The organism is Rahnella sp. GSA61A (assembly GCF_019969905.1).
Lineage (GTDB): Bacteria > Pseudomonadota > Gammaproteobacteria > Enterobacterales > Enterobacteriaceae > Rahnella > Rahnella aceris.
This window is the reverse complement of record NZ_JAHXYO010000036.1, coordinates 1-20,318: the sequence shown is the minus strand read 5'-3', so window position 1 is coordinate 20,318 and position 20,318 is coordinate 1. Positions and strand designations below refer to the sequence as shown.

The 20,318-nt window shown below is 48.4% G+C and carries 24 protein-coding genes; 9 read left to right on the top strand and 15 right to left on the bottom strand.

The features are described 5' to 3' along the window. Positions 1-332: 332 nt before the first annotated feature. From LC431_RS25675 to LC431_RS25665, 3 genes are read right to left on the bottom strand one after another with little or no spacing between them, the layout of a single operon-like run. Positions 333-770, bottom strand: coding sequence for a hypothetical protein (locus tag LC431_RS25675; RefSeq protein WP_173362073.1), 438 nt, complete (start codon positions 768-770; stop codon positions 333-335). Positions 771-820: 50 nt separating this feature from the next. Beyond that, complete coding sequence (locus LC431_RS25670; protein ID WP_112152427.1) at positions 821-2,209, bottom strand: HAMP domain-containing sensor histidine kinase; 1,389 nt, start codon at positions 2,207-2,209, stop codon at positions 821-823. Further along, positions 2,209-2,886 carry a response regulator transcription factor gene (locus tag LC431_RS25665; RefSeq protein ID WP_013575641.1) on the bottom strand — a complete coding sequence of 226 codons (678 nt, stop codon included), beginning with the start codon at positions 2,884-2,886 and terminating at the stop codon, positions 2,209-2,211. Before LC431_RS25665 ends, LC431_RS25670 begins: the two co-directional genes overlap by 1 nt. Positions 2,887-3,092: 206 nt before the next feature. Between LC431_RS25665 and LC431_RS25660 the strand changes: the two genes are divergently transcribed. Beyond that, positions 3,093-3,929: a MipA/OmpV family protein gene (locus LC431_RS25660; protein WP_013575642.1), complete on the top strand. Its 837-nt coding sequence runs from the start codon at positions 3,093-3,095 to the stop codon at positions 3,927-3,929. Between the two features lie 122 nt (positions 3,930-4,051). Here LC431_RS25660 and LC431_RS25655 read toward each other — a convergent pair whose 3' ends face one another. Next, entirely contained in the window at positions 4,052-4,306 is a 255-nt protein-coding gene (locus LC431_RS25655; protein WP_015689969.1) for a hypothetical protein, read from the bottom strand. Between the two features lie 409 nt (positions 4,307-4,715). Between LC431_RS25655 and LC431_RS25650 the strand changes: the two genes are divergently transcribed. From LC431_RS25650 to LC431_RS25640, 3 genes are all read left to right on the top strand, one after another. Further along, entirely contained in the window at positions 4,716-5,234 is a 519-nt protein-coding gene (locus tag LC431_RS25650) for a ClbS/DfsB family four-helix bundle protein (RefSeq protein ID WP_013575644.1), read from the top strand. 55 nt (positions 5,235-5,289) lie between these two features. Continuing rightward, positions 5,290-5,508: a hypothetical protein gene (locus LC431_RS25645; RefSeq protein ID WP_013575645.1), complete on the top strand. Its 219-nt coding sequence runs from the start codon at positions 5,290-5,292 to the stop codon at positions 5,506-5,508. Positions 5,509-6,010: 502 nt separating this feature from the next. Then, positions 6,011-6,253: a hypothetical protein gene (locus LC431_RS25640; RefSeq protein WP_223510458.1), complete on the top strand. Its 243-nt coding sequence runs from the start codon at positions 6,011-6,013 to the stop codon at positions 6,251-6,253. A 93-nt stretch (positions 6,254-6,346) separates the two neighbouring features. Here LC431_RS25640 and LC431_RS25635 read toward each other — a convergent pair whose 3' ends face one another. The 3 genes from LC431_RS25635 to LC431_RS25625 form a co-directional block, all read right to left on the bottom strand. After that, positions 6,347-6,703 carry a DUF4440 domain-containing protein gene (locus LC431_RS25635; protein ID WP_037034580.1) on the bottom strand — a complete coding sequence of 119 codons (357 nt, stop codon included), beginning with the start codon at positions 6,701-6,703 and terminating at the stop codon, positions 6,347-6,349. 305 nt (positions 6,704-7,008) lie between these two features. Continuing rightward, positions 7,009-7,788, bottom strand: a complete 780-nt coding sequence (locus tag LC431_RS25630) for an SDR family oxidoreductase (RefSeq protein WP_112152210.1) — start codon at positions 7,786-7,788, stop codon at positions 7,009-7,011. Then, entirely contained in the window at positions 7,788-8,114 is a 327-nt protein-coding gene (locus tag LC431_RS25625; protein WP_112152209.1) for a nuclear transport factor 2 family protein, read from the bottom strand. The genes LC431_RS25630 and LC431_RS25625 overlap by 1 nt, the downstream gene beginning before the upstream one ends. Before the next feature lie 90 nt (positions 8,115-8,204). On the opposite strand from LC431_RS25625, the gene LC431_RS25620 reads away from it, so the two are divergent. Further along, on the top strand, positions 8,205-8,531 hold the full coding sequence (locus tag LC431_RS25620; protein WP_112152208.1) for a helix-turn-helix domain-containing protein: 327 nt from the start codon (positions 8,205-8,207) through the stop codon (positions 8,529-8,531). A gap of 125 nt (positions 8,532-8,656) precedes the next feature. On the opposite strand, the gene LC431_RS25615 is transcribed toward LC431_RS25620, so the two are convergent. Next, positions 8,657-9,151 (bottom strand): DUF523 domain-containing protein, encoded by a 495-nt coding sequence (locus LC431_RS25615; protein WP_024191716.1) that lies wholly within the window; start codon positions 9,149-9,151, stop codon positions 8,657-8,659. A 333-nt stretch (positions 9,152-9,484) separates the two neighbouring features. On the opposite strand from LC431_RS25615, the gene LC431_RS25610 reads away from it, so the two are divergent. After that, complete coding sequence (locus LC431_RS25610) at positions 9,485-10,153, top strand: class I SAM-dependent methyltransferase (protein ID WP_121019299.1); 669 nt, start codon at positions 9,485-9,487, stop codon at positions 10,151-10,153. Between the two features lie 255 nt (positions 10,154-10,408). Here the strand turns inward: LC431_RS25610 and LC431_RS25605 are convergent, their stop codons facing one another. The 4 genes from LC431_RS25605 to LC431_RS25590 form a co-directional block, all read right to left on the bottom strand. Beyond that, positions 10,409-10,864 carry a DUF5680 domain-containing protein gene (locus LC431_RS25605; RefSeq protein ID WP_032160536.1) on the bottom strand — a complete coding sequence of 152 codons (456 nt, stop codon included), beginning with the start codon at positions 10,862-10,864 and terminating at the stop codon, positions 10,409-10,411. Positions 10,865-11,443: 579 nt separating this feature from the next. Then, a complete protein-coding gene (locus LC431_RS25600) occupies positions 11,444-12,277 on the bottom strand; it encodes a GIY-YIG nuclease family protein (protein WP_121019298.1) in 834 nt (277 codons plus the stop codon). Positions 12,278-12,734: 457 nt separating this feature from the next. Then, entirely contained in the window at positions 12,735-13,124 is a 390-nt protein-coding gene (locus LC431_RS25595; protein WP_121019297.1) for a VOC family protein, read from the bottom strand. A 361-nt stretch (positions 13,125-13,485) separates the two neighbouring features. After that, positions 13,486-14,583, bottom strand: a complete 1,098-nt coding sequence (locus LC431_RS25590; RefSeq protein WP_121019296.1) for an alkene reductase — start codon at positions 14,581-14,583, stop codon at positions 13,486-13,488. Between the two features lie 119 nt (positions 14,584-14,702). Between LC431_RS25590 and LC431_RS25585 the strand changes: the two genes are divergently transcribed. Further along, on the top strand, positions 14,703-15,632 hold the full coding sequence (locus LC431_RS25585) for a LysR family transcriptional regulator (RefSeq protein WP_121019295.1): 930 nt from the start codon (positions 14,703-14,705) through the stop codon (positions 15,630-15,632). Here the strand turns inward: LC431_RS25585 and LC431_RS25580 are convergent. Genes LC431_RS25580 through LC431_RS25570 form a run of 3 tightly spaced genes read right to left on the bottom strand, consistent with a single transcriptional unit; the run spans position 15,615 to position 18,570 of the window. Continuing rightward, positions 15,615-16,586 carry a nuclear transport factor 2 family protein gene (locus tag LC431_RS25580; protein WP_223510457.1) on the bottom strand — a complete coding sequence of 324 codons (972 nt, stop codon included), beginning with the start codon at positions 16,584-16,586 and terminating at the stop codon, positions 15,615-15,617. The two genes, LC431_RS25585 and LC431_RS25580, sit on opposite strands and share 18 nt — an antisense overlap. A gap of 14 nt (positions 16,587-16,600) precedes the next feature. Further along, a complete protein-coding gene (locus tag LC431_RS25575) occupies positions 16,601-17,581 on the bottom strand; it encodes a TIGR03571 family LLM class oxidoreductase (protein ID WP_121019293.1) in 981 nt (326 codons plus the stop codon). A 59-nt stretch (positions 17,582-17,640) separates the two neighbouring features. Next, the gene (locus tag LC431_RS25570) at positions 17,641-18,570 is read right to left on the bottom strand and encodes an alpha/beta hydrolase (protein ID WP_112288739.1); all 930 of its coding nucleotides are present in this window, start codon (positions 18,568-18,570) and stop codon (positions 17,641-17,643) included. Positions 18,571-18,691: 121 nt separating this feature from the next. Between LC431_RS25570 and LC431_RS25565 the strand changes: the two genes are divergently transcribed. Together LC431_RS25565 and LC431_RS26455 are read left to right on the top strand one after the other, a co-directional pair. Next, positions 18,692-19,600 (top strand): LysR family transcriptional regulator, encoded by a 909-nt coding sequence (locus tag LC431_RS25565; protein ID WP_121019292.1) that lies wholly within the window; start codon positions 18,692-18,694, stop codon positions 19,598-19,600. Positions 19,601-19,918: 318 nt separating this feature from the next. After that, positions 19,919-20,179, top strand: a complete 261-nt coding sequence (locus LC431_RS26455) for an alpha/beta hydrolase (RefSeq protein WP_370633977.1) — start codon at positions 19,919-19,921, stop codon at positions 20,177-20,179. Positions 20,180-20,318: the final 139 nt, after the last annotated feature.

Here is a 20,318-nt window from a genome sequence, read left to right as displayed (position 1 = left end):
CAACCGGCTGATTTGGAAGCCGTTGTCGATGCCCTGGCGGTTCATGGTTCAGTGACCACATCGTTAGTTCTGTCTAACGCAGTGCGTAAACAGGTGCCTGTGCGCCCGGGGTGACCGGCTCACATTTATCGACATGGCAGGATATTAGCAAGGTCCGATTTAGGCACCAAGCTGCTGTAGGTGAGGCCCATCAGGCTGCTGAGAGCGAACAGCAGACGTTCGCAGTTGTTCTCATTACTGATGAAGGCATTACTTAAATCGCGGTGTGTAAATCAACGGGGGATTAAGTCATATGGCCTGAGATGCTTCACGGTATTGACGAGAGTGTCGTTCTAGCAAGATCTATCGCCGTCAGCCCAGCGCTTGATATCACTTATATTTGGCGACCTGATGCCCACACTCAAGATGTTCTTGGTTGTGTATAGGCTGACCTGTGCTTTGTCCCCATCATGTCTTTCTATTTCAATTAGCGTGTTGTTAATCAACAGTCCCTGCGCAAGGAGCTTTTGATTGATCTCACCTTCATTGCGCTCACCGTCAAACTCGCTTAATACGATGACCGGATTTCCTGAATATGCCTCATATTCCAGGCACTGCCTTGCCATGTGCCTTAAGGTTCGATAGGTATCGGAGGGCTCCGTCTTGCTCGTGAAGCTGCCGTCATAGGATGATTGACTGCTTTTTAATTCGCTGACGGTTATGGCGCACCCGCTGATTGAGATAGAAAATAATAGTGTAGACAGCGTCAAATATTTCAATTTCAACTCCATTGTTCTGACAGAGGCCCTCCGCTGGGCTGGTATCAAAATCATGTTTTCTTTCAGGCGGACTTGTGGTTTGGAAAGTCAACAGTAACCATGAGCCCACCTTCTGCAGACGTACTCAGGCATACGCTGCTGTTGTGTTGCTGCGCAACCGCTTTGACTATGGCAAGCCCCAGTCCACTCCCGCTTTGTATCTGATTGGGATCGCGAAAAAACCTATCGAACACGCGCTCCCTCAATTCAAATGGAATGCCGGGCCCTGCATCTGAAACACGTAGCTGAGTAGATTTATCAAGTGATCGTACATCTACCTCAACCCGTCCGCCCTCAGGGCTGTACTTCACGGCATTTTCAATTAAATTATCAATCAGCGACATCAGGCGTTCCCTGACGCCTGTGATCCAGACTTCATCATCAGAGTAGAATTCGAGCTCAATCCTGCGCTCAGCCGCCAGCGGTGCCAGTGCAGCCATTCGCTCTTGTATGAGCGTTGTCAGCGGCACAGGCTCCATAACAGTGTCAATGCGCACTTCGCTGTGCATCATCAGTAGCAACTGATTGACAAGACGCGCTGCACGGCTATTGCTGCGAATAATCCCTGCCAGCAACTCCTGTTGATTATTACTGCTTACATAGGACTGCAACGCCTCCACATTGATTCGCATCGCAGCCAGGGGGGTACGCAGTTCGTGAGCGGCATCTGCAATGAAAACCCGTTCCCTATCAGAACTCTCTTGTACCCTGGCAAGAAATAGATTAGTAGCGTCCACCATTTGGCGAAGCTCCATGTGCTTTGGCACTTCTTTTAAGGGAGAGAGATCTTCTGAAGTTCGTAAGGAAATTTCATTTATCACCTTGTTCCAGGGTCGCATTGCAATACGGATTGACAGCCACGCGGGAAACAAAAGAAAAGGAATGCACACCAGTAGCGGCAATATGTAGTATCCACGCGAGTTCAGGTATATAAAAAAGTTCCAGCCTCCGGCAGGCGTGACAAGTGTTACCTCCGCATCGGATCTCCCGGACTTGAGAGTACGGCTAGTCCAGGTGCGACCTTCACTCTGAATGCTCTGAATTTTCCCATACAGGGTGTTTGTCACCCCTGACGGAGCGCCATCAGATGAATAAATTATCTCTTTATTCTTCCGAACGATTAGGCTGATTGACAGTTTCGGATCTTCACCTCCGCCATAACCTTCCCGCAACGCTGTGCTGAACTTTTCCAGCACCGCGTTGCGATCCTGCGGGCGATCATCCATACGATCAACCAATGTAAGAATGGTTTCGTAGGTATTGCTGCCCGTTAGCATCGGGGGGCTACGCAAGTTCTCCCACAAAATGTAGGTCAGAAAAAGACACCAAAGCAGTGTAAGCAGTAACATCTGGGCGATCATAATTCGCCGTACGAGCGTTGGAGTTCTCAGGTGGCGCCAAAAATTTCGCATCAACCAGCCCCTTTCTGAATCGGTACGGTATCAATGACATACCCTACGCCCCTCACCGTTCGTACATAACCGTCGCCGATTTTGCGACGTAAATTACCCATATGCACATCGAGTGCATTGCTCATATTTTCTTTGGCGCCGAATATCCTTTCTTCCAGAAACCTTCGTGTAAGCACGCGATCAGTGCGCATCATTAAAGTTTCAAGCAGCGCGTATTCACTTGCCGTCAACTCAACATTCCGCGCGCTCACTGTCACGCGACGAGTCGGCACGTGGAGAGATAACCCACGAATTTCTATCACCTCATTCTCAAAACCGTAACTGCGTCGCGCAAGTGCTCTTACCCTGGCCAACAACTCGGCGAGAACAAAAGGTTTGACGAGATAGTCGTCAGCACCGGCATCCAGCCCGCACAGGCGATCCTGCAGGGTGCCTCGCGCGGTCAGAATGATGACGGGGATCCCCTTGAGCTGCTGGCGCAAGTACGCCATCAGGCTCATGCCATCGCCGTCGGGCAGTCCGAGGTCGAGCAACACAAGTTCCGGCACGCAGGCATCGAGTTGATGCAGCGCATCCACTTTGCGGCGAACCCATATGACATCTAATCCTTGATCTGCAAGGGCAATACGTACGCCGTTGCCGAGATCCAGGTCGTCTTCGATGAGGAGAATTTTCACAATAGTTACGTTATCAACAGTGAATGAAGAACGTCTGAAGAAAAAAACGGTATCAGGAAATTTATCAGGTTTGTGTCACCGGTACGTGCTTAAGTATTTCTTCATTTTTAGCTCATGAGAACTTTAGGGTGCGTATTCAAACTGAGCGTTCTGGCGTTTAAAACCCGCTTGTATCGTAATCGTTTGAATCCATAAGGACTTCTTTAATGAGCAACTTCGAACTGCGTCATAAGTTCCCCTATTCACTCTCAGGACGCACCCTGATAAAAATGCTGCCGGGCGCGCTGCTGGCGTTACTGGCCACCCCAACACTTGCGGCAGAACCACAACAGGGTAACGCCTTAACGTTGGGAGGAGGCGTGGATGTTACGCCACTTTATTCTGGTTCGGATGAAAACCGCGTCACGACAGCCCTGGTGCTTGATTACTCGATGCATAATGGGTTCTTCGTGAGTACCACGCGGGGTATCGGTTACGGCAACAGCACCGGCAAGCTGGATTACAGTACTGCGCTGAGCTATCGCGCAGGCCGTAAGGATCATGACGTGGACAGCGACTCACTGAGCGATGGCAGTGACGACTTGCGGGGTATGGGCGATATCAAAGGCTCGGCTATCGGGGCATTGGGTCTGGGGTATAAGGTCACCGACTGGCTTCATTTGCAATTGCAGGCTGAGGTGCCGTTTTCTCAGCGGGACAATGGCGCGGCCCTGCATTTCGGCATTATCAGCCCGCTTTATAGCTCATCGGAAAATACCGTGACGATGGCGCTGACCAGCAGTTGGGGAACAGGCAACTATATGCAAACTTACTACGGGGTAAGTTCATCACAGTCAGCCGCATCGGGGTTTAGTCAATATGATGCCGGTTCCGGGATTTATGCCTATTCACTGAATATGGACTGGACACACAAGTTCAACCAAGACTGGAGCGTGGTTGCCGCAACAGGCTTTACGCAGTTGGCTGGTGATGCACGCAACAGCCCGATTGTGCAACGAAAAGCATCGCCCACTGGAAGCTTGAAAGTGACATATAGCTTCTGAACGTAGTTCGATTGCACTGTCAATAAATACACACTCGATCCGCCCCGATACAGATGATGGGGCGGTACTCACAAAGGACGTAAGGATTTCACTTAAAGAAAGCTCACGCATTGTTGTTTCTCCTAATTACAGTAACTGGCAAAAATAACGTGCTTATTTCTCATGGAGAGAACCCATTGAGAAGCTGAAATGGCGTAGTGAATGTTTTTTATACCAAATTTTTCCAAGTCTTCCGGAGGGTATGAAAACCATTTCTCCGGAAATCTTTCTTTATAGTCATCTTTTAATTGCGGACAAAATGACACCCTGATGTTCACACCAATTCTTCTATAGAATGCAATGTCATCATTTTTTAATTTTTTAAATTCCTGAAGCATAAAAAAATCATCTTTAGAAATATTTCCTGATACTGTTACTTCTCTCTCAGGTCCGTTGACACCACCATGCCACAGAAGATATGAATTATTACCTAGATATTTATTCTTCCCGGCTGGGAAAATATATGTAGGTGAAGCCCATCAGGCTGCTTCGAGCGAACAGCTGACAAAAGGCCCAATGACGAAACGTCGTAGACAAGCGGCTGCACAAAAGATCCAGATGCATCCCGTCAGGGCTGCTGTCGCAGCCCCTGATAGCCTCAAACCTCGAGTGATTCATGTGCCTTGAACAAAGAGAGAGCTGTTTACAGGGACTTCCCCTTTCATGCCAGGAAGTACATAATTGATTGATATTTAAACACCACATGGCGTCTTTATGGATCTCTTCTGAAGTGCGGGGTAACTCTGTATGAATGTACCGCAAACAAAATCTGAATTGCTTTTAGCAATCGATAAAAATTTCAATAAATTAATTAGTTATCTTAATGCCATCCCCCCCGAACTCACCTTAGATAACTCAATGGATGGACACTGCAAGGGCACGGAAATGAGTGTTCGCGATCTGGTTTCCTATCTGCTCGGGTGGAACACTCTGGTTGTAAAGTGGATCACTTCCGACGGGAAAGGATTGCCTGTTAATTTTCCAGAAACCGGTTTTAAGTGGAATCAACTTGGGCTTCTGGCGCAAAAATTTTACTCTGATTATAGCGAATTGGATTATAACGCGTTAATTACTGAGCTCGAGGAAGTAAAAGATGAAATAGTGAAACTTATTGATGGGCTCACTGATGACGCTTTGTATGCTAAACCATGGTACACAAAATGGACTATGGGGCGAATGATCTCATTTAACACATCATCTCCCTATGCCAATGCTAATGGCAGATTAAGGAAATGGGCGAAAAATAATAGTATCAGCTTAAAATAAAAAAACTCTGTGAATTTGTCACCTTTACTTTGATGAAAATGCCAGGAGATTAATAATGCTGATCTACAACGTTTTTGGACGACACCTTGGTATCAAACGTGAGGGGGAGCGCTGGCTGGTATTCCGCGCAGACCTGACAGAGCGAAAATTTTCCCGGCTTTACGACATCGCAATTCCGAACGATCTGACAGAGGCAGAAATTCCAGGTTGGCTTGATGACATTTTACATGAGGCGGCAACAGAGCGTCATCCGGAGGTGAAGCGTGTCGAATAAGAAATCTGGCTTGCATACGTAAGTATCCCGCTTAACCGGAGCATTCACTAATAGAGATATTTTGTCACGACATCCGGACACCGCCTCCTCACCATTGACAACTAATACGCTGTGCTGCTTGTGATGTCCGCCTCCGGCACAGTGAGAAGCGGACATCGTTTTTCGGTCAGGATACCAGCTATGATAAATTTTTGATGAAAAGGCATTCAATTGATAGAAATCGGTGAAGGTAATAAAAGGGAGGTGTGATGTTTACCCCAGAGTTTATTAATGATGAACATGGAGAGTTTCTACTTGTAGCCAGCCACAGCCTGGCATCCCCGGAATCTATAAAACTCAGTATTGCGTACAATATTGCCAGAATATCTTACGGACTATCACTGCTTCCATCGCACATTCGAACTTGCCGGGTCGTCTATGATATTAGAGGACAATCAATCCCTGACCAGGTCCTGGCCCAGGTCAGACAAGCGTTTGAGCAGGCAGCCATTGTGGAGTTTAAATGCTGATGGGACTTCAGTTAATTGTAAAAGCAGAGCGTAAGAAGATAGAAAAATCGTTGGGGTCACTTACATCAGAATGTGAAATATTCCCGGTCGCTGAAGACCTTTTCGGCATTTCAATTCCAGAGCGAATTCTCTCATCCGTGGGTGAAGATGTTGTTCTACAGAAACTTGAACAACTCAAGCGTTTTGACCTTTGGCAGGGGATCTGGCAAGAACCCAAGCGACGTTGGCTTTGGTGAGTTTCAGCTTTGAGCGGGGAGCTGACATTGGCTTTTCATGCCTGTAAGAGATACCCACCGGGCTGATGGTTTTTTAGCGTGTCATTGCCGAACTTATACCGCACCCGCCTCTGGTGTTCCCTGATGGAAAGCCAACTCCCATTGCCCCTTGTCAGAATACACCCAGCAAGAAGAACGTAGGGATGCTCGGCTGCCGTCCGAATTAAACGTCTTGTAGTGCAGAATGGCGCAGTACTCTCCCATGCTGATCAGCCGGAAATCACTGCTAAGAATGATCGTTGGACTTAATTCGCCAGTCAAAGATGCTATCGTCTCCGCGCGGTCAACTATTACACCTGACCGTGTGATTTCCCGAAATTCGGGATGCAATATCTGTTCAAGCCATTTCCGATCATTCCGCCGGACACCGTGAAGACTGCATTCAAGTGCTTTCAGCTTTTCCAAGAGCATTTTTCTCACCCTAATTGAACCCTGACAGTTGAATGAATTTATCATAATAACCAAGGCTAATCTTTAATGCCCCCGAGAGGTAACTTCCGCTTTTGGCACAGGAGTTACCAAAGGGCAGCTATGAGCGAGGAGCGGACATTAGAGAAGAAGAGAATGGGAGCATGGTATCACCCAGCAGTCTCGTTTAAGACTTCATAGAAAAGCCACTTACGTGGCTTTGAGTTGAGTTCCTGGTTCTGGCTCCTTTATCCCGGAGGGCGCAAGCCTATCATTCGCTACCAGCATGAGCCGATTAAGATACTTGTCTATACAGTCGGGATGGTGCCGCCATCTATCACATATTCAGTGCCGGTGATGGCGGCAGCATAAGATGACGCGAGGAAGGCAATGAGATTAGCCACCTCAATGGGTTTTGAAGGGCGCCCCAGCGGAATACCCCCGAGTGCCTTCATGATGATCTGCTTACCGCCTTCGTAATCCGTTCCAGCCTGCTGCGCCAGTCGTTCCGCCATTGCCACCGAAGCTTCGGTTTCGATCCAGCCGGGTGCGACGCGAATCACCCGAACTCCCTTCGGCGATACCTCTTTCGACAAGCTTTTGCTGTACGCTGACAGCGCCGCTTTCGCTGCCGCGTAGCCGGTGGTGGATTCCGGCAACGGCAGTTCACGCTGGATAGAGGTGACGTGAATGATCACCCCGCCTCCCTGCACCAGCATCCCTGGCAACAGCGCACGATCTAAACGTACCGCGGGCAACAGATTAAGATTGAGTTCCTGTTGCCACTCCTCTTCGCCCAACGCCGCAAATCCACCTCCGGGTGAGGTAGAACCACCCGCCACATGGATGATGATGTCGACTCCTCCCAGGCGTGCCTGAACGGCCTCCGCTACTGAGGCACACCCTTTGACCGTGGTCAGGTCCGACGCCACAAAGACGTCTGCAATACATTCCGTGGGCGCGTGGCGCGCGGTTGTTAACACCCTGGCACCCTGCTGTTTTAACAGCCCGACCACCGCTTTACCGACGCCTTTGGTACCCGCAGTAACCAGCACGCGTTTACCCTGGAAATCAAGATCCAATGACATTAGAGAATCTCCAGGGTGTTGATCTTGTCGCCGATCAGGCCGAAAGAATGATTAAGCTTTACCGGGCTACCGGGAAAGTTACCGACGACGTTCGAGGTGACCGTCACCCGGTCGCCTTCGTTAAGAACCTTAATGGGCTCAACGCCGTAGTCAAACGTGGCCTGCGCGGCACGTTGCCATGCCCCGATCGCTACGTGGCCCTGATAGGTTTTATTTTCGTCGGTTACGACGGCATCGACGGTAAAACAATCCTTAACTCTGGCGATATCTGCGCCATTGCTGATAGAGAAATAGGTAGAAATAGCGTGCGGTAATGTGAATGACATGGCTCAGTACTCCCGTTATTTACAGTACTGTTATATTCAACATAGACTGTGAAATTGACAAGTACGCACGAAAAAGTGAGTTACTGAATTATGAGTAAGTTATATAACCCGGAATCTGCCGCCACAGGTGTGGAACATGTCCTGCGCCTGCTGGAAGGTCGCTGGAAATTGATCATTCTTTTTCATCTTTTTGACGGGAAGATACAGCGCTATTCAGATTTTGAAAAACTGATCCCCGGCATTTCGCAGAAGATGCTGGCGCAGCAACTGAGACAGCTGGAAGCCGACGGGATCGTGTCACGGACGGTGTATCCCCAGGTGCCGCCGAAAGTGGAATATCGACTCACTGAATGGGGGCAAGCGCTGTGCCCTGCTCTCGATGCAATGCTGAAATGGGCGGAAAAACGCGAGGTTTAACCAATCCAAAAGCTTAGTTGATTGAGACTTTATCGACGTCTGCTTCTGGCACTAAGCGGCCTGAGAAGGTGTCCAGGAATAAACAAAAAAGCTGATTTCTTTTCGTATCTCAATGAAAAATATGTTCAGCGTTCTTTCTCATCAATCCAAGCAATGAGATCGGCGAGCCTCTTCTCAGAAAACACGGCTATACCATGTTCAGTGAGTAGCGAAGCTGCGACTCCCATACCTGACTTACGTTGGCCGCTAAATGAACCGTCATAGATGAATTGGCTACCGCATGTTGGACTGCCGTCGGTTAACAACGCAGCGGTACAACCTGACTCCTGAGCTGTACGTAATGCCAACCAGGCGGCAAGCTGATAGTGCTCAGTTACATCCTGCCCCGTAATTTCAAGTATTCTGACCTGCGCCTTCATTACGTCTTTACCATCAGTAGAAACAATCTCAGCTGAGGGACGTGGAATTGGCAACCCAGCGGCCAGTTCAGGACAGTGGATCACAAGACGCTGCTCTTTCTGCCAGCGTTGTAACTGATCGGTCATTTGTGCTTTCTCGCTTCCGTCATAGCGCACTTTGAACCCCATTAGGCAAGCACTTACCAGTATTTTATTTATCATCGTTATCGTATATCAGGGCAAATGAATGCTTGAATTATAATACCTTCGCTTTTTACATAGATATGCCTGTGGCAGTGCCAATACGCCGCTAAGAGTGAAAAGTGGACCGTACGCCGTTGCCACAAAAATATCTCGCCAGGAATAACAACGATGTGGCTGAAAACAGTGTGCCTTGAGCACGGGCAACGGTTCAATATGACTCTCAATCCATAACTTTTCCTCTACAGGAGACACTGCGGCGCTGTCGCTTTACCTTTATTGTCGTCTTCATATCCACGTTATTTGGCTATACAGTAACAGCTGATTATTTGCTGAGTGTAAAGCATGTCCAATATGAATATTTACGAGAAACAGTATCGTGAACTGATAGCGAACGGGGCTACAGCATGGGCTGGAGATGGTTATGTAAGGGCGAAAGAACAGCAGGAACGGGTGTTTTCCTGGCTCAGCATACATGAATATCTTCCACCATCTGGAGCAAAGGTTCTTGAGCTTGGATGTGGAAATGGCGCAATGGCAGCGCAGTATCTTACCGAGCATGGTTATGAAGTTTGGGGAGTAGATTTAGCTGAAACTGCAATAAAATGGGCTGAAGAACGCTTTCAACAAGCTAATCTCACCGCCCATTTTATTGTTGGTGATGTCTGCAACCTACCTCAATTTTCGGATTTAGAGTTTGATCTGATTGTTGATGGTAGTTGTTTGCATTGTCTTATTGGAGAAGCCCGGCAACGCTGCCTGGCTGAAGTAAAACGAGTTCTTAAACCCAAAGGGCACTTTGTGATCAGTTCCATGTGTGGGAGCCCCCACAACCCTGAAGACATTGACTGTTATGATATCGAAAAACATCAATTGCTAAAGAATGGTCAACCTTGGCGTACCTTACGACCACTTCAGGCATTGCTGGATGAGGTGCGGGAAGCACAATTTTCCGTTCGCGCTACAAAGATTAATAATAACCCATGGTGGGATCATGCAACTCTCGTTTGCTCTGCACTCTAAGCTCATCCAATTGGTAAGATTGATAAAGTGTAATGTGATTGTTAAGTACCAAGCTAACTCCTGGCAGTTATGAGTGAGAAGCGGAAATCAACTCGATGTCAGAAATGACATTTTGTAGTTGAACTATAGGGCAGGATCGTCTACCGGGTCAGTCCAGACAATCTATGGTTAGAAGCTGGTTAAACGACTGCTTCCGGCCAATTGATGTCAGCTAGCTGTGGTTGGTATGCCAGAATCTTAGTGAGGGGGGTAGAATCATACTAACACCCCTCCTGATAAAATTAGACTGTAATATGTTTCGTCATTAAATTGTATTGTTTCTTGCCCCTGGAATTTTTGGATAGAACCAAAAAGAGTATTGGAATAAAAGAAACCCGAAAATTTATTTTCCCGAGGCCCTCTAATAGGATAAAGTTCATCTGCAAGCCCTTGATTTTTCATTGATAAAGATTTCATTTTGCGAATGGTTATTTCATCAATTCTATCATTGGTTGCACCGCCTTGATACTGCATAACCCATATGGGGAATTTTTTAAATGAAATGATTACTTGCCCGTAAATATTCCTCCCCTCCGTAAAGTAATTTCTATAGGTATAGCCACCATCATTATATTCAATGACTTTCATATCCCCCCCTGTTAATGACTTTATAATTACATTTTCAGGGTTTCTATAAAGAAAACGATTTGCTTTTATTAAAAACTCTTCCATTTACACTCTCGAAATTTTAATCTCATGCAAATAATAAGTCCTTAGAATTGTCAATGTATTAAAAAGGTATGAAATTTAAAAATACTTAGCATTCATAAAAGTTGTTTTATAAATATGTCGGAATCTTCGCTTTCCATGAAATTTTAACGTCAACTATGAGAGTCCGTATTACTCATGATGCTAACTATGCATGAGCAACCTTAGAAAAACCTTAAGAACAGAATTTATTTGAAGCTTTTTTTACAAAATCAATCTAAATAATACATCTAATTACTAATAATTACTTGTGCACTCAATTTTTTTCAATTAACCCTATGGCTGGATACAAGCTTTTAGCACCATTCCTAGCTTTGTTGAATAAATCGGACTTTTGGCCGCAATCAGGATCAGACCAGCACATTCATGATGACCTGCTCCCTGTTGATTAATGCACTATATGTTAACAACTTCCGCTTCTGGCACGTAGCAGCCCCAGGCAACGGCCAAGAGCGGCAATAAGGAGAAGTTCGCAATTGTTGCCATGATTGATGTCGAATCCTGATCAATGGGAAGCAGTTCAGCGTGTTTTTACAGGCTTTATTAGTTTCGGTTATGGCCAAACTCCCGCGAGAGCAGTATTTGTTTCCAGTGAGTTTCGCGGCGGTCAATTTCACCTTTTTCGGCATTAAGATCCATGACTTCGAGGATCGCGAAAGTGATATTCTGCAGTCGGTTTTCATCGCCTGTGCCGAAAGCTTCCTTAAGCCCTACATTGCCGCCATGCCCGGAACCAAAATAATATTCCCATCGGCCCCATATCCCCTCGATTCCATCGGCTTTTCCAACGTAGAGTTTTCCGCTGTCCCGATCAGTTAATACATAGATGCCTTTAACCACGGACAGTGCGGTACGCCAGGATTGCAGATTAAGTCTGAGGATCGAGCCGATGCTGTTCCGGTCCAGCACGACGTAGCGGTAGCCTGGAAACTCGCCGAAGGTCAGACGTGCCGGGGTGATGGCGCTGATAACCAGTTCGCTCTGAATACTTTCACCGAGGCGAATGAAGTTACGGACTGTATTTTTAAAGCTGATATACATCCTTCCAGCGTATTCTTCAGTCTCTGGGATTTTCTGAAGGTGGTACTGATAATACAGTTCCTCACGATCAGGGTAGGCTTTCTTTCCCGCGTTGCCTATCTGCTGAAATGCTCCCGCAAATAGCCAAGTTTCAGTCCCTGGGATCCTGATCAGTGAAACGACATATCTGCGGCTAAACTCCAGTCGCTTCTGCCAGCACTGCCAGTCGTCGAAAGTGCCTCCACGGAATTTAACAAGCGGATCCTCTTTATAATCATTTAATTGCGCAAGATGGACTTTGGTGGCTTCAGGCGTCAGATCAGGAAACTTCATATTCAGATAATCAAAAAGCTTCAATTCATCTCCTTAATAATCAGCTGAGTCTGTTAACTTTTTGCCGTGGCTTTACGTTACATGCCCGCATTCCACTAAGCTGTTGCTCACAAATTAACACGACTCGATTTCAGCAACGTTCTCTTCTGGCAGGTAACTTACTGACGGCTGAATAAGATACTGACCTGCTCTCTTTAAATTGACATAGATGACTATATTGGCAACGTCCCCCCCTTGATTAAGGATAGCGTTGCATCGACCCGTTGAACTCACAGCACCAAGCCGTCATCAAAGAATCTTGGTCATCCTAGATGAGAGGAGCGGAAGTAAAGTAAAAGATATAAGACTTTCCCTGATACAATTGCAGTAATATCAAGCGCATCATTTGGCTTACACTTTTTATTCACACATAAATAGAAATGTTATTGTATAAAAAGATGCATAGCCGCGGGTAATCCAAACACTTCCGCACCGTTAGTCATTATCGTGGCTCGTGGTAAACTGCCTCAATATTATACCCGTCAGGATCAAGGATGAACGCGGCATAATATCCGTGGTGATACTGAGGTCGGTATCCCGGCGCACCATTATCTTTTCCACCAGCCCGGAGGGCGCTAGAGTGGAATGCGTCCACTGCTTCTTTGTTTTTTGCACTGAAGGCAATATGCATCCTAGGCGTGGAGGGCCTACCCTGAGTGATCCAGAACGCGCCCCCCGGATCGGCCCCTTCATCAGGTTTGGCTGAACCAAAACCTACCGCTTTGTCTGGGATTTCAAGCCGGACATTATGACCAAGGCTTGCCAGAACTCGCATATAAAACAGTTTACTGTCTTCAAGATTGGTGACGCTGAAGCCGGTGTGATCAATCACTCTATATACTCCTGTCAGTAAAGAAGAGTATGTAGTAAAACATTCAACCACCGGATGATGTTTGATTTGGCATAAGAACAGATGATTATGTCAGTACTATTCCTGTGAAATTATTCACGTAGGTTCAGTTGACCCGCTCGCGTTGTTTAATACATCGCGATGCTCGCAATGTCCGCTTCACGCTCTCAGCAGACCTTCAGCGTCACGTGTTTGTCTGCTCTGTGCCAGGAGCGAACGTCACCAACAATTGAGTGTGCTACTCATAAGGGAGCAGATCAGACGAACTCAAAAATAGTTGTCGGGACCCTTAGCGAGCATGCGGATAGGATGCATTTCAGATGCATTTCTGTTTCAGGGAATCTTAATCCACGTGATACGTGGGATAATCTATATAACCTGCATCTCGCCCGGTATAGAACGTATCCTTATCAGGAATAGCTATCGGCCACCCATTTTTCATGCGTTTAACGAGATCAGGATTGGCTATGAAAGGACGCCCAAATGCGATTAAGTCGGCATAACCTTCTCTGAGTGCCAGTTCAGCACGCTCCTGTGTATAGCTGCCCGCGACGATGAGGGTACCTTCGTAGGCCTCGCGAAACTTTGTCAGAAAGCCAGCAGGAATGGCCTGAGCTCCCAGAGATTCCTGATCGCTCAAATGCACATATGCGAGATGTCGACGACGCAGTTCGATACCCAAAGATAACCAGGTATCCTGCTCATCATCAAAGCCATGCATATCCTGCAGGCGGCCAAAGGGTGCAATACGGATACCTGTCAGATGACTCCCGATGGCTGCAGAGATAGCATCCACAGTTTCCAGCGTAAACCGCAGTCGATTGGCAATATTACCGCCATAACGATCTGTTCTGTCGTTAAGTCCACCATTGATAAATTGCTCGAAGATGTAGCCGTTAGCTGCGTGGATCTCCACACCGTCAAAACCCGCCTCGATGGCATTTTTAGCCGCCCGAACGAAATCCTGCGTCACCCGCGGGACTTCATCCGTTGCTAATGCGCGGGGCTGACTGTGAAATACGCGTACAGACTGACAGTTATCACCGGGAATGTGAGTGGTGCAGCCTTCTGCAACGCGTGAGACGGAGCTGACCGGGGCCTGCCCATCAGGCTGGTGAGCAACGTGTGAGGAACGTCCTACGTGCCAAAGCTGGATGAATATTTTCCCACCCTGCGCATGTACTGCCTCTGTCACCTTTTTCCAGCCCTCTATCTGTTCGTCAGTGTAAATTCCCGGCGTGTAAGCCTGTCCACGACCTTCCATTGAAACAGGTGAACCTTCGGAAACAATTAAACCTGCTGTTGCGCGCTGGCGATAGTAGGTGACCATACTGTCAGTGGGAACAAGGTCATAAGCCCGCGATCGGGTCATTGGTGCCATAACGACACGATTATTAAGCTTTATTCCATTCATTGTATAGATATTTAGTAACTCGCTCATTCTGTCTCCTGAAGCCATTTCATGGTAAAAATCTGTTAGCAACGATCTTAACCTTATTTGAAGGCCATGATTACCTGGGCAAAAAGCCCCTCAGTGTTGAGATAAAGGAACCAATATTTGTGACGGCACAACTCAATGGCGTACAGGAATTTACTGAAGTCGTCAGAAAAGGCAGTTTCGTTGCTGCTGCTGAGGGTTTAGGCGTGACGCGCTCTGCACTCAGCAAAAGTATCAAGCGTCTGGAAATTCGGCTGGGGGTTCGCTTACTCAACCGCAGTACGCGAAGCCTGTCGCTGACGCCGGAAGGTGAGATCTATTTCAATCGCTGCACTGCTGCTCTGGATATGATTTCAGATGCTGAAAGCATAATAGAGGCGGGGATAGTGGAGCCGTCTGGACTGATGCGGCTGACGGTTCCCGTGGCCTTTGGGCATCTTTTCATTATGCCCTTACTCAATATCATGGCGTTAAAATACCGGACCCTGAACATCGAAGTTGATTTCAGTGATCGGGTGCGCGACCCGGCGACAGACGGCTTTGACCTAGCGCTGAGGCTTGGTCCCCTGCCTGACTCAGGTGATTTGGTTGCCACCCGCCTGGGCGAGCAAAGGCTTATCATTTGCGCCTCTGAGGGCTATCTGGAACGAGCAGGCACCCCCATTGATCTTCGTGAGCTTTCATCACACAGATGCATTTCAGGGTTACCGTCAGATGGGCAAACTTACTGGCTAATCCGGGGCAAAGAGGGACATGTTGTAAGGCATGTTGTTTCCTCAGCCTACCGTTTTAATAATGGTCAAGCCATGCTGGAAGCGGCTATTGCCGGATGTGGGGTGACGCAACTTCCGGACTGGTTATGTGGTGATGCCATCAAAAAGGGGCAGCTTCGTGCAATTCTACCCACATTTCAGGCACCGCCCACCCCCATATCAGCAATGTGGCCCAGGACTCACACGGTGCTTCCTAAAGTGAGAGCCTTGATTGAAGAACTGAAAAAAGAGTTGCCGGCACGCTTGTCGAGCGCGCAGCGTTCATCTGTTGCGCGGTAATGCAGTATCAATGCCGGATACATCATCTGTTGAAAGCCAGCCAGGATTATATTCGCTCCAGCAAATTGACCACTGGTTGTGAGCGTCTTTTTCCATTCCAACCCGGTAATGCGCGCCGTAGATTTTGCGACCCACTGAATCATGCGTCTTCTCGGCAATAAACCGGCCTATTATCAGGAAGGCCGACTGGCGATCGGGGTGGACACATACTTTCAGAGGTTTACCAAAATGCTGCATCCAGGGCCACGGAAGCCGGAAGGCTTTCATGGCGGCAATGATATTTCGTCTCCCGGAGATATAGCCCAGGGGGGTAAAGTTACCCGCGGCATTTTCACTAAAGCATGTGCTGAAAAGTGTGAAATCTGCCTGGTCCAGCGCCCACGCGTAGCGATACCAGATATCGATCACCTCCTGTTCGTCACCCGTAGCACGGTGGTTTTCTGGCACAATATGCCAGGGAGCATCAAGTTCACTGATAATGGCGACTGGCGGAAATCCCTGATGCCAGCCGGACTCTTCAGCCGGTAGCTGCCATCCCGATAACAACTGCCTTGCACCTGAGGTCCAGTGTATTTGGAGGTGAAGGGTATGGATCACAGGTTGGGCTTCATCTGTGCCAGCCCTCATCACGACCGTCCCCCCGAACCGTACCGGGTTATGACGTCCGGAACCTGTGCGCGAAGCCTGTCCGTGCAGGTATGCACTGGCGACGTAATCTTTATCGTTCCTGCGCTCAACGGTGTTTGTCAGTGTAACGGATACGTTGTCCAGGTCAGCAAAGTCATTTTGCAAAAAGGCGGTGACATTTTCACGGCCGGAAACGGTTCCACGATGACTGCTGACTAATCTGACCGAGGGGTCCAGCCATTGGCTATTGTCGGAGCAAGCGTTACCGGACCAGGCTTCACAAAACGTATTCAGGCTCTGCACCGAAGAATGAAATAAACAGTTCATTTATTACCCTGCATTTATTCAGAAGGAAACTCGGGTAACACAAATTCTGCCATTTCAGCCATCACCTCGGCTGCTGGCCGTGTCAGCGGTTTCAGATTTAACGCAACGTGGTTTACTCCCTGGCGCTCCTGCTCCTTCCATAGCTTTATCAGCGCATTGCGGCCGACGGTGATGCCATTCATCAATCTGCGAAGCGGCGCGTCAGGGTTAGCATCCAGGTCAAAAAAGGTGGCATAGCCATAAGGTCTGAAACGATTGTCGTCGTAACCGCCACGCCAGAATTCAAGCAGTTCCGGGAGCGTTGAGAAATCACTCAGATGCCATATCCATCCGTCGCTTTCCTCTGCTATCCAGCTCAGGTCCTGCCGTGCTCGACCAACCACAATCATTGGAATGCGGGATTTAAAGGGTTTGGGAATAAGATCAAGGTTGCCTGAAAGCTTGCCGTAGTACGCCGTTTCAGCCACCGGGAAGGACGTCTCACAGACGGTTTTTATCAGACCAAACGCCTCGCGATAACGTTCGGCCCGGTTATCGTAATCGGCACCAAACGCAGGGTATTCAACAGCGCGATCCCCGCTGGATAGCCCCAGCAAAAGGCGTCCACCACTTAGCTGGTCCACTGAGGCTGCCTGCTTGGCCAATATAATCGGGTCCCTCAGGGGTAATACCATACCGGTGGTACCCAGCGTTATGCGTGTGGTTTGAGAGGCAAGGAATCCGAGGTAGACCATGGGGTCAAGCATCTGTCCTGTGTCACCAAACCGTGGATCATAAAAGGGCACATCTCTCATCCACATAGCGGAAAAACCGGCGTCATCAGCAAATTGTGCCAGCGCCTGATGATCCTGCAGGTTCGGAAAAGGCGAATCCGGATAACCTTCAAGCGGCATAATAAAGCCGAATGTCAGACTACCCGGGCGAAATACGCGCTTATATGCGCTATGTGAGGCAAGATCCGACGGATAGGTTGGTTGTGTCTGTAGAGGGGGCATTTTCACTCCTGACGGGCGCAGTCAGCTGCGCCCGTTATTTAGTCAATCATCAATGATGATTACTTCGCTGCATCACGTAGAGCCTTTTCAATAAAGGCGACTGAACTCTCAAGCGCCTGTACCGCTTCTGGCTGCAACGTGGAGAAGAAATGCCAGGCATGGAACATGCCCGGCCAGACTTCCAGATTTACGCGTACGCGGTTATCACCCAGATGAGTTGCCAGACGCATCGCGTCGGTCAGCATCAGTTCGTTTTCACCAATCTGAACGAGCACCGGCGGCAGGCCCGTTACATCAGCAAACACCGGTGATGCCATTGGATGGTTAGGCAATGCATCGCCGAGGAACGTACGTGCGAGAAAATCAAGACCCGCTTTGGTGTTCAGAGGATCAAGGCCTTCTCTGTTGGTCATAGAGACACCCGTGTGCTCAAGGTTAGCCCAGGGTGAAATAGCGACCCCGCCGGCTGGAAGCGGCAGGCCCTTGTTGCGTGCCGCAACCATAACGGTAACCACCATCGCGCCGCCCGCAGACTCACCCGCCAGCACGATTTTGCTGGCGTCAAAGCCCTGTTCAATCAACCACTCATATGCACGAACGGTATCGGTAACGGGCGTAGGGAAAGGATACTCCGGTGCCAGTCGGTAATCTGGCATGTAAACCCGTGCGCCCAGCATGCTGGCATAGTTGCCACCAATACCGTGATAGCCAGCAGATTCACCGACAATGTATGCCCCACCGTGGATGTACATAACGATGGCATCGGTTTTTAGATTTTCAGGAGTCACCAGCGTTCCCGGCACGCCCCCCATATCGACCTCAGTAAAGCCAACACCTGCAGGTGCAGGATTTTTAGCCAACATACGGGTATAGGCGTCACGCACTTCACTCATTGGCGTTACGGTATCTTCACCCGTAAGGATTGGTCCCAGACCGGCCAGGCTTTCTGACCATTCTTTTACGGCTTTCTTAGTTTGTTGATTCATCATCGGTATTCCTGTTTGTATTTGCGTTAAAGTGGAACAGAAATATATAATATACCAACATTTGGGGAATGTGCTTCCCATATAAGGGTACAACAACGCCCGTATTGGATGAGAAAAATATAGTATGGAGATCAACAGCATTGGTGATATCGCCGCGTTCGTCGCGGCTGTAAAAGCCGGGAGTTACACACACGCCGCAAGTTCCCTTGGGCTTACACGTTCTGCGATTGGTAAAAGTATCGTCCGGCTCGAAACGCGTATGGGGGTTCGTCTTCTTAACCGTACCACCCGAAGTCTGAGTCTCACCGATGAAGGGAAGGTCATGTTTGATCGTTGCCGCCAGATACTCGAGGACCTGGAAGAGGTCGATGCCGCCATGGCCATGCGCAGGGGTAAGCCAACGGGGACTCTCCGGCTGAGTGCGCCGCTTTCTTTTGGGCAGCGACATATCCTTCCCATTCTGGATATTTATCTGAAAAAGTGGCCGGAAATTCGTGCCGAAGTGTCCTTTAGCGACAGGTTTGTTGACCTGATAGAGGAAGGCTTTGATATTGCCATTCGTATAGGTGAACCTCGCGATGACTCACGTATTCTTACCCGTACAATTGCTTCGCAGCACATTGTCACTTGTGCATCACCCGAGTATTTATCCTCACGGGGCGCTCCAGTAACACCCGCAGACTTAACCGGGCATGACACTATTTTTCTTCTGAGTGCAGAAAAGAGACGCAGCTGGCGGTTTGTGACCCCGGAAGGCACTTTTGTTTATGAAGGGCCAGGCAGGCTTAACCTCGACAGTTCGGAAGCCATGCGGGCGTCGGCAATTTCCGGATTTGGTATCGTTCACTTACCGACCTATTTGCTAGGGGAGGATTTGCGTAGCGGTAAGCTGATACCTGTGCTTGAGGAGTTTCCTTTCCCTCCGGAACCTATTCGGCTCATTTATCCCAGTAAACGACATTTATCACCGCGAATTCGGGCCTTTATTGACCTGCTTGTCGAAAGCTGGGAGCAAGGATTACCCTGGGAATGATGCTTTGATAATAACCTCATTATTTTTAACTTGAACCAGAAAATCTCGATCCAGAAGCGCTGGTTGTTAAAGCGCTAATAATTCAAGCAGTATCGCGGGCGGGGGACAGTACAGACCGGCCTGGTACGATTAACGTCATTCTGATTTTTCTCGTTCGGAAGACGAAACAGGACTGCGTAATACGATGGGATATTATGAGAGTCTGATACACCGCGAAATTCGCGCGGTATGAAAGCGGATTGTCATTGGGGGATTCTCTCAGGGCAGCACGATCCCTGATTACAGGCATCCGTTTCGGGCATCGTCTGGCCGGAATTTTTGGTATGTCTGGCTATCTGCCTCTTGCCTCTTGCCTCTGCTTCTTCAGCTGAGCAGCATGATACACATCGAACAACGCCTGTCTTTATGGCCCATGGAGAGAAAGACGACATCGTATTAACCGCGCTGACAATGACAGCAGGGGATACTCTGCAAAATGCGGGGTATGAAGCTACACGTAAGACCTATCCTGTTGGACACACAGTAAGTAATGATGGACTCCATGATTTGAGCCTACGGCTAAAGAATGTTTTGGCTTAGTCAGATTGCACTTGTAGTGATGTTATGGACGCCCCTCCCTGAAGTAGCCAGTGCCATACTCTATTGACTGCAATTAATTCAGGAGTGATATCACATGAACACAATCAGAGTTGTTGGTATCGACATTGCCAAATCTGTT

Coding starts and splice junctions, on each gene's coding strand:
- LC431_RS25675 (WP_173362073.1), bottom strand. CDS start 770: ATGGAGTTGAAATTGAAATATTTGACGCTGTCTACACTATTATTTTCT.
- LC431_RS25670 (WP_112152427.1), bottom strand. CDS start 2,209: ATGCGAAATTTTTGGCGCCACCTGAGAACTCCAACGCTCGTACGGCGA.
- LC431_RS25660 (WP_013575642.1), top strand. CDS start 3,093: ATGAGCAACTTCGAACTGCGTCATAAGTTCCCCTATTCACTCTCAGGA.
- LC431_RS25655 (WP_015689969.1), bottom strand. CDS start 4,306: ATGCTTCAGGAATTTAAAAAATTAAAAAATGATGACATTGCATTCTAT.
- LC431_RS25650 (WP_013575644.1), top strand. CDS start 4,716: ATGAATGTACCGCAAACAAAATCTGAATTGCTTTTAGCAATCGATAAA.
- LC431_RS25645 (WP_013575645.1), top strand. CDS start 5,290: ATGCTGATCTACAACGTTTTTGGACGACACCTTGGTATCAAACGTGAG.
- LC431_RS25640 (WP_223510458.1), top strand. CDS start 6,011: ATGCTGATGGGACTTCAGTTAATTGTAAAAGCAGAGCGTAAGAAGATA.
- LC431_RS25635 (WP_037034580.1), bottom strand. CDS start 6,703: ATGCTCTTGGAAAAGCTGAAAGCACTTGAATGCAGTCTTCACGGTGTC.
- LC431_RS25630 (WP_112152210.1), bottom strand. CDS start 7,788: ATGTCATTGGATCTTGATTTCCAGGGTAAACGCGTGCTGGTTACTGCG.
- LC431_RS25625 (WP_112152209.1), bottom strand. CDS start 8,114: ATGTCATTCACATTACCGCACGCTATTTCTACCTATTTCTCTATCAGC.
- LC431_RS25620 (WP_112152208.1), top strand. CDS start 8,205: ATGAGTAAGTTATATAACCCGGAATCTGCCGCCACAGGTGTGGAACAT.
- LC431_RS25615 (WP_024191716.1), bottom strand. CDS start 9,151: ATGATAAATAAAATACTGGTAAGTGCTTGCCTAATGGGGTTCAAAGTG.
- LC431_RS25610 (WP_121019299.1), top strand. CDS start 9,485: ATGAATATTTACGAGAAACAGTATCGTGAACTGATAGCGAACGGGGCT.
- LC431_RS25605 (WP_032160536.1), bottom strand. CDS start 10,864: ATGGAAGAGTTTTTAATAAAAGCAAATCGTTTTCTTTATAGAAACCCT.
- LC431_RS25590 (WP_121019296.1), bottom strand. CDS start 14,583: ATGAGCGAGTTACTAAATATCTATACAATGAATGGAATAAAGCTTAAT.
- LC431_RS25580 (WP_223510457.1), bottom strand. CDS start 16,586: ATGAACTGTTTATTTCATTCTTCGGTGCAGAGCCTGAATACGTTTTGT.
- LC431_RS25575 (WP_121019293.1), bottom strand. CDS start 17,581: ATGCCCCCTCTACAGACACAACCAACCTATCCGTCGGATCTTGCCTCA.
- LC431_RS25570 (WP_112288739.1), bottom strand. CDS start 18,570: ATGATGAATCAACAAACTAAGAAAGCCGTAAAAGAATGGTCAGAAAGC.
- LC431_RS25565 (WP_121019292.1), top strand. CDS start 18,692: ATGGAGATCAACAGCATTGGTGATATCGCCGCGTTCGTCGCGGCTGTA.